Source organism: Chryseobacterium ureilyticum, from assembly GCF_900156735.1.
Classification (GTDB): domain Bacteria; phylum Bacteroidota; class Bacteroidia; order Flavobacteriales; family Weeksellaceae; genus Chryseobacterium; species Chryseobacterium ureilyticum.
The window spans coordinates 1-3,845 of sequence record NZ_FTOL01000020.1; the positions used below are offsets into that span (position 1 = coordinate 1).

Consider the following 3,845-nt stretch of genomic DNA (forward strand, 5'->3'; position numbering starts at 1 on the left):
TTTGGTAATTGTTTTTTATTTAATTTTATTGTTTGTTTATGATCAATTATAATTGTCACCTCTTTATTATTTAAAATAATACAGGAGTTCGTATACCCCAACATTGGTAATGTTTTATTCATTTCATTAAGAACTATACTATCTCCATTCTTAACAGTTATCATGTTATCAAAATCAGATGCAAAAACTAAAAATGATTTATTTTTGCTTTCTGCTTTTAGATTTTTAATCATCACTTTTGCACGTACACTTTCAACAATTTCCATCTCTTTACCATATACTTCTGTTATCTTAATTGCTGAACAACTCATAAAACAAAGTAAGATGCAAACAATTATATTATTAGAATTTCTCATTATCTAGCTTTGGTTGTTGTTCTACTAAATTAATCGCATTCGTTCTCTATTCTGGAGTAATTTTTATTGTTATTTGAATTCTTACAATTTTTAAAAGATTGTTTTAGTAATTACTTAAGGTAACTTTTTATATTGGTAAATGGTAATTTTGAATAGGTAATTCCTTATTTTATTATACAAACATTTTGCTTTTTTTCTAAAGTATAATAATGACTATATTTAATTATAGTTGAGTCATTTAAAATGTATTCATTGGGAGATTCAACACCTTGCTGTATTAAATCACTCACAGGAATTATTTTTAAAGAATAGCTTTTTCCTAATTTAATTTTTTTACAATTATTAGATGTGTTTTCTTTAAATACTTCTATAATATCATTATTATCTGCTATTAATATATTAACCTCTTTATTTTCTTTAAAAGAGATTATTTTCCTTGTTATATGGATCGGTTTTGAACAAATAATTACATTGTTTGTTTGACAACTGTAAAGAACGAAAAAAAATAAAAAAACTATATTTTTCATGGGATTATTTTTTTAATCTTTTATCATCTGAATAAACTTTATATAAAGGTTGCGTCTGAATTTTTCCGTTAGCATCTTTTTTTCCAGCAAAACCTTCGTAATATTTTCTGGTTGTTCCAGCTGTCTCAAATCTTGTTCTAGCTGATATCACTAAATTATCATACGGCATCATGCTTCTTGTTTGATCATGAAATTTATCAAATATTGGACTAGAATTTAACGCTGTTTTTATCGGAACATCACTTTTTGTTTTGAAAGACTCCTGAGTAATAAGTACATTTTCGACAACCTCATGAGTCATTCCTGTCCCTTTTTGTGTTCCCGTAAAGCTTTCTGCATTACCTAATACTTCAGGGTTTGTGTACTGAGTTCCTGTACTAATTTTTGTTGCCGAATCATAGTTAGCTCCACCAAAAGATCCTCCAGGAATTAATCCTCCATCAGGAGTTATATTATTATTATCAGCATATATTTTAGAGTCAATATTAGAATCCTTTATACCATTATATAAAACTTTATCAGTTGCAGATAAATTATTATAATCACTTTTACTCAGATTAGCTGTTTCTAATTTACCATTTGAATCCTTTGTCATAGTAAGACTACTATTTGCATTTAATTGCTCAAGTGCTTTATCTGCCAAATTTCCTAAAAGGTGGATGTCTTGATTTTCCATACCATCCGGATCTATAAATCTTAATGGATTATTAAATGCATAAGTATAGGTCGACCAACGTCTGGAAGTTTCTGCCAACGGATCCACCACGCCCCATCTACCAAGATCTGACATATACAGCCTCGCTCCGTAATCATACATTCCGGTTTCCTGAAGTTCCTTGCCGTTGTACTTGTAGTTCTTATAATTCCCCTGTCCAAAGAAGGCATTTCCGGTTTTTAGGTGGTTCATTCCAAATGGATAATAATCATTGGCATCTGTAATTTCAAGAGCGCCTGCGCTGGTTCTGCCAAAGCTTATTCTCACGTTTCCAAGGTGATCCTTGTACTGGTAAATATATTGATTTTTCACAAAATCAAAACAATCTCAATTTATAAGTCTCATAACTGTAAGCTTATCAAATCAGATTCATGAAAATTTTAATTTCTTATCATTTTAATACATTTATAAAATCTATAAGCTTTGGTAAACTTCTTACAGAGGGAAGAAAAGATAAAGGATGTCGCAGGACGAAGTAGACAAACAACTTGTAGGATTAACGGTGCTGTAATGTAACTGTTAATTATTTAATTGGGGAAGGTGAGATTTCTTCTTATGATAAAGAAGTAATGAAGCGCATCGAAGATATCGACAAACTCGATCCTGCAACCAAAGAACATTTGTTCTTTCTCGTGGATAACATTATTCAAAATTTTAAAACAAAACAGGCGTTTGCTAAATAAAATAAAACCCTCGCAATTTGCGAGGGTTCTTTTTTTTGCCTGCTTCGAAGTTATAAACTTCGCAGAGCGGGGGAATTATTTTTTTATCATATCTTTTACTTCATCACAAAGCATAATAACTTCTCTCCATTTTTCATTAGTTTTTACTAAATCTATTTTCCATAAATTCAGTTCTTGTAATTGTAATAGTTTCTTCCTTATTAGTAAAGATCTATTATATATATCATAAGTAATAAATTTTGAATCTAACAACTGCTTCAGTGAGTCCTCATATAAAAAAGAAATAATTCCAATATCAAATTCTTCAAAAATTTCATACTCAATAACTTCCTTACTGGAATCAAGAATAAAGGAACCACAATGGGATAAAGTATCTAAAAAGTATTCGTATAATTTTTTTGTCTCCATATTATTTGATTTAATGAGGAAGAATAGTTGCTTTATCTCCTATCCTTGGAAGGTAAGTTGATGGATTTATAATTTTAGTTTTACCCAATTCTGCTGAAGAAAATCCCCAGTATTCAGCTCCTCCATGAGCTGAACTACTTTGATTATAAAAAACAGATTTATCTCCATTTGTAAGTTTCCACCCCATTCCGTTACTCCCGTAGCTTCCTGAGGTCCAACCTTCTCCTAAATGAGATGACATCTGTTGTTGAGTAGTACCCCACAAGGCTCTTGAATTATTAACAACTCCGGCAAAACCACTATTCGTTGGATTAACAACTTGCACTCCTAAACCACCTAATCCATCACCAGCGACAGAACCAGTAGTAGATAAAGATAGCCCACCTGTAATTCCTACTGCGCCTAATGCAGCTTCCACAGCAATTCCAGACGCAGCCATTTGCATACCTATTAATCCATTATAAGCTAATTGAGAGGAAGGATTCGCAAAAGGATTATCAGGAGTAGCTCTAATGTATGAACCATCATTATTTCCAAAAGCAGCGATGCTCATTCCTGGTGCAAAATCACCTGCTTTAATTAAGGGGTCTAAGTTAGTTAATGATCCAGTTGCACCCAATAAAGAATTATTCTTATAATCATTCGAACCATTTGGACCCAAATACGTAGTAGTTCCGTCATAAGCAGTAAATGTTCCGGATTTTCCTAAATAAGTTTCATTTTCCCCTGCCGTTGCTTGACTTGTAGCATCATTATTCCAATAAACCTGATTAGTCTCTCTATTGTGTACCCAATCCGTCCCTTCTCGTCCATCAGGGTCAATAAATCTTATAGGATTGTTATAAGCGTAAGTGTAAGTTGACCAACGACGAGAAGTTTCCGCCAAAGGATCTACCACACCCCATCTTCCAATATCGGGCATATAGAATCTTGCCCCATAATCATACATTCCCGTTTCCTGAAGTTCCTTGCCGTTGTACTTGTAGTTCTTATAATTCCCCTGTCCAAAGAAAGCATTTCCGGTTTTTAGGTGGTTCATTCCAAATGGATAATAATCATTAGCATCTGTAATTTCAAGAGCGCCTGCGCTGGTTCTTCCAAAGCTTATTCTCACGTTTCCAAGGTGATCCTTGTACTGGTAAATATATTGATTTTT

The 3,845-nt window shown here is 32.4% G+C and carries 5 protein-coding genes; all 5 read right to left on the reverse strand.

The features are described 5' to 3' along the window. On the reverse strand, positions 1-311 hold a 311-nt coding region (locus BW983_RS23590), incomplete at its 3' end, for a hypothetical protein (RefSeq protein WP_139329360.1). A 209-nt stretch (positions 312-520) separates the two neighbouring features. After that, positions 521-883, reverse strand: a complete 363-nt coding sequence (locus BW983_RS23595; RefSeq protein ID WP_076554305.1) for a hypothetical protein — start codon at positions 881-883, stop codon at positions 521-523. A gap of 4 nt (positions 884-887) precedes the next feature. Then, positions 888-1,910 (reverse strand): RHS repeat-associated core domain-containing protein, encoded by a 1,023-nt coding sequence (locus BW983_RS23770; protein WP_084184667.1) that lies wholly within the window; start codon positions 1,908-1,910, stop codon positions 888-890. Positions 1,911-2,356: 446 nt separating this feature from the next. Next, entirely contained in the window at positions 2,357-2,689 is a 333-nt protein-coding gene (locus tag BW983_RS23605; protein WP_076554307.1) for a hypothetical protein, read from the reverse strand. A gap of 10 nt (positions 2,690-2,699) precedes the next feature. Then, on the reverse strand, positions 2,700-3,845 hold a 1,146-nt coding region (locus tag BW983_RS24260), incomplete at its 5' end, for an RHS repeat-associated core domain-containing protein (RefSeq protein ID WP_139329361.1).